A 4,347-nucleotide genomic window follows, 5' to 3' on the forward strand; every position below is an offset into this window, starting at 1 on the left:
TCGACCAAGCCCAGCGGCATGGGCATGGGCCTGTCGATCTCCCGCTCGATCATCGAAAACCATGGCGGCAGGCTGTGGGCCTCGAGCAACCAGGGACCCGGCGCGACATTCCAGTTCACCCTGCCGATACGGGAGGGACCAGCATGAGCTCGCAGCGCGGCGCAGAGAAGAGCGATGTCAGCGGCGAGCCGATGGTCGTCGTTGTCGAGGACGACACCTCCTTGCGCGAGGCCCTCGAGCGACTCTTTCGGACCATCGGCTTGCGAACCCTGGCCTTCGGGTCGGCGGCCGAGCTGCTGGAGAACAAGCTTCCCGATACCCCCGGCTGCCTGGTGCTCGATGTCCGGCTGCCGGGCCTGAGCGGCCTCGACATCCAGGGCGAACTGGCCAAAGCGGACATCCACACGCCGATCATCTTCATGACGGGCCACGGCGATATTCCCATGTCGGTGCGCGCCATGAAAGCCGGCGCGGTCGACTTTCTCACCAAGCCGTTTCGGGACCAGGACATGCTCGACGCCGTCGTCGCCGCGATCGAGCGGGACCGTGCCAGACGCAAGGAAGACATAGAGGTTGCCGACCTCAGAACGCTGTTCGAGACGCTCACGGCGCGCGAGCGCGAGATCATGGCGCTGGTCACCACCGGGCTGATGAACAAGCAGGTTGCGGCGGAGGTCGGGCTCAGCGAGATCACCGTCAAAATCCACCGGGGCAAGGTCATGCGCAAGATGGGCGCGCGTTCTCTCGCCGATCTGGTAAGAATGGCAGAGGCACTCGAAATGTCGCCCACCAAGCGATAAACCCGCGAAACCTATGTATAATTCATAAAACGAGGCCACGGGCGCACATTCCATGCGCGCAGTTGGTTGGTCGATGCGCGCTCATCTAAGGATTACTACTCTGTCCAGGGTCCCTACCGTTTCAATAGTCGACGACGACGATTCCGTTCGCGGCGCCACGGCGAGGTTCGTGCGCCTGCATGGATTTCTCGTTCATGCCTTTGCTTCGGCCGAGGAGTTCCTGCAGTCCGCCGTCGTCGACGAAACGGCTTGCCTGATCACCGATGTCCAGATGCCGGGGATGAGCGGATACGAATTGCAGCGCCGCCTGATCGCCGACGGCCGCCGGATACCGGTCATCTTCATAACTGCCTTTCCCCAGGAAGGCAGCCGCGCCAAGGCACTCAAGGCGGGGGCCATTGGCTTCCTGACCAAGCCGTTCGACGGGAACACCCTGATCGGCCGGCTGCGTGAGGCAATGAAGACCGGTTGACCCTCCTCCTGCCCTGCGAACCCGGGGCGAACCTAGCGCTTGCGATCCTCATTGCCGACATCGACGTGCAGCCCGGGCGAGCCACGCATCGGGGGGCTCAGCGTCGCCTGGTCGGCGCCCACCTATACCAAAGTATCAAGTCGTCAGACCAACACTTGATCGCCCGCACCACTCGTAGAATGGAGAGGCCCATGACCGGCACCTAGGCTGACTGCAGCAGACAGTCGAAGGGATGCAAGTCATGTTGACCACCGCTCTACGCATCGACAGCAACGCGGATCGGGTCGAGCCGCACCGCGATCCAATGCATTTGTTGCGGAAGACGGGCTCGTCCCGGCCGGAACATCGGCGGTCCCCCTTCAACAGTCTTGGGGCCGCGAATTACAGCCCCTCGGCGCAGACTGCCCCCTATCGCCGGACGCCGGAGGATGCCGAGCCCATCATCGAGATGTCGCCGGCCGACGCGGTCACGCAGCGCGTGGTCATAGCCGACGGGGTGGCGGCGGAGATCGTGCACGCCATGACCCATGACCGGTTCGCGTTCCGCTTTCGCGCCCCGGTCCACATGCTCGTCGTCTATGAGCAGGGCGCGCGGCGCGACGGCGAAACGGTGATCGAGGGATCGTCCCGGTCGACGCTCAGGGACTTTGCCCGCAAGCTGACCTTCGTCCCCGCCGGTCACGAGTATCGCGAGTGGCAGGAGCCCCGGACGCTGGGGCGGGCGATGTATGTCTATTTCGACCCCGCCCGGCTGCATGTGCTGTCGGATACAGACGACGCCGACGACGATGCGGCGATGAGCGCAAGGCTGTTCTTCGAGGACGCGACGCTGCTCGATACGGCGCTGAAACTGAAGCGATTGCTCGACGGCCCGGCTGGCGCGAACCGGCTGTATCTCGAGGCTCTCGGTGTCTTGCTGGTGCACGAGCTGGTCCGGTTCAACCGGGGGGCGCCGCGCAGCGCACCTCCGGTGCGGGGCGGGCTTGCGGGCTGGCAGCAGCGCGCCGTGATCTCGCACATAGAGTCGAATCTGGGCGAGCAGATTTCCCTCGCCACCCTGGCGCAGATCGTCCGCCTCAGCCCGCACTACTTCTGCCGCGCGTTCAAGCAATCCTTCGGCGTGCCGCCGCACAAGTATCACACCAATCGCCGGATCGAGCACGCCAAGGCGCTCCTCGCCGCACGCGCGCACTCGGTGACCGATATCGGGCTGACCGTCGGATACAGCGAGACCAGCTCGTTCACCTCGGCCTTCCGCAAGGCAACCGGGCTTACCCCAAGCGCATACCAGCGAAGGTTTGCCTAGACGCCGCCACGAAGGCCGCTCGCCTGACGCCGGATAAGGGGCGTCAGGCGGTTCAACCATATCGCCTCCTCAGCGCTACCACCAAAGGACGCCGTCATGCCTGACCAGATCACCGTGCCCAAATCCACCGCCGAGGCCGACCCGCGGCGGTGGATTGCGCTGGCCGTGCTGCTGCTCGCCACCTTCATGAACCTGCTCGACCTGACGATCGTCAACGTCGCCATTCCCAGCCTGCAGTCGGGACTCCACTCCAATCCCAGCGAGATCGAATGGGTCGTGGCCGGCTATGCGCTGGCCTTTGCCCTGGGGCTTCTGCCCTTCGGACGCCTGGGCGACATCATCGGCCGCAAGCGGCTCTTCATCGTGGGCGTCGTCGTCTTCACGGTCGCGTCGGCAGCCTGTGGGCTGGCGCCCTCGATCGAGTGGCTGATCGCGGCGCGCGTGCTCGAAGGGATCGGTGGCGGCATCATGACGCCGCAGGTTCTTGCGCTCATGCAGGTGATGTTCCCGCCGCAGGAAAAGGGCCTCGCCTTTTCGATCTTCGGCCTCGTCAGCGGGCTGGCCTCGGTCACTGGTCCCATCGTCGGGGGGGTGCTGATCTCGACCAACCTATTCGGGCTCGACTGGCGGCCGATATTTCTCGTCAACGTCCCGTTCGGCCTGCTTGCCATTGTCGCCGGCCTGTTCCTGATCCCGATCACCAAGGGGAATCGGTCGCTCAAGAACGACTTTGGCGGCATCGCCATTTTCGGCGTCGCGATCCTCGCCTTGGTGTTCCCGCTGGTTCAGGGACAGACCATGGGCTGGCCGGTCTGGTTCTTCGCCCTGATGGCGGGCGGCGTGGTGCTGATTGCCGTCTTCTACCTCTTCGAGCGGGCACGCGAAAGGCGCGGCCGGGCGGTGCTCCTGTCGCCGCTTCTGCTGCACGAACCCAATTTCCTGCTCGGCGCGGTCCTGACCCTGCTGTTCTTTTCGGCCGTCCCGGGCCTGTTCATGCTAATGGCGCTCTTCTTCCAGGAGGGCTTCGGCTTCACCCCGCTGCAATCGGGACTGACCACCGTCCCGTGGCCGATCGGCGTCGCCATTGCGTCGGCCGCAGGCGGACGGCTGGGCGGCCGGTTCCTGAGGTTCCGCCTCCTGGCGGGTATCGTGCTGTTGATCATCGGCCTGTCGGTGCTGCGCGTCGTCATGACGGGCGTCACCAACACAATCGACACCTGGTCCTTCGTTCCGCCTCTGGTCACCGGCGGACTTGGCCTCGGGCTTTTGATCTCGGCACTGTTCCAGATCACCCTCGCGATGGTTCCTCCGGAGGAGGCCGGCGCCGGCTCGGGCGCGCTTCAGACCTTCCAGCAGGTGGGCGGGGCAATGGGCATCGCGCTGCTGGGGCAGATCTTCTTCGCGGCGGTGGCCGCCGACCTTGCCGCGGGCACGGACCCGCACGTCGCCTATGTCACCGCCATCGGGGATGCCCTCTACTACGATATCGGCGCCTTCATCCTGATGGCGTTCCTGGCCCCGTTCCTGAGGGCTGCGGCCAAGGACGAGACGCCCGCGGCCAGCAGCCGGCCGGCAAGGCCCAGCCGCGCCATCAGCCGCCCCAAAGTGATGCTGCCGGCGGGGCGCCCGCTGGCCGCCCGGAACAAGGCAGGCTCGGTCCACACGCGGCAATAGTGCGCAAGTCCCTGCCCGGCGGACCGGCCAGTATCTGGGCGCCCCGTTGTCGATGGCGCGGCGCGAGATTCCCAGAATGCATCGATAGAAAGGCA

The 4,347-nt window shown here is 65.4% G+C and carries 5 protein-coding genes; all 5 read left to right on the forward strand.

All coding sequences use genetic code 11. The features are described from left to right. Positions 1-147 (forward strand): ATP-binding protein (locus JWQ89_RS03420; RefSeq protein WP_299638420.1); only part of this gene is annotated, 147 nt, incomplete at its 5' end. Continuing rightward, positions 144-800: a response regulator transcription factor gene (locus tag JWQ89_RS03425; RefSeq protein ID WP_299638415.1), complete on the forward strand. Its 657-nt coding sequence runs from the start codon at positions 144-146 to the stop codon at positions 798-800. The genes JWQ89_RS03420 and JWQ89_RS03425, both read left to right, overlap by 4 nt. A gap of 73 nt (positions 801-873) precedes the next feature. Beyond that, complete coding sequence (locus tag JWQ89_RS03430) at positions 874-1,272, forward strand: response regulator (RefSeq protein WP_299638422.1); 399 nt, start codon at positions 874-876, stop codon at positions 1,270-1,272. A 241-nt stretch (positions 1,273-1,513) separates the two neighbouring features. Further along, positions 1,514-2,578, forward strand: coding sequence for an AraC family transcriptional regulator (locus JWQ89_RS03435; protein WP_299638417.1), 1,065 nt, complete (start codon positions 1,514-1,516; stop codon positions 2,576-2,578). A gap of 96 nt (positions 2,579-2,674) precedes the next feature. Beyond that, entirely contained in the window at positions 2,675-4,252 is a 1,578-nt protein-coding gene (locus JWQ89_RS03440) for an MFS transporter (protein ID WP_299638418.1), read from the forward strand. Positions 4,253-4,347 lie beyond the last annotated feature (95 nt).

It is taken from the genome of Devosia sp. (assembly GCF_028290645.1).
In the GTDB taxonomy this organism is placed as follows: Bacteria; Pseudomonadota; Alphaproteobacteria; order Rhizobiales; family Devosiaceae; genus Devosia_A.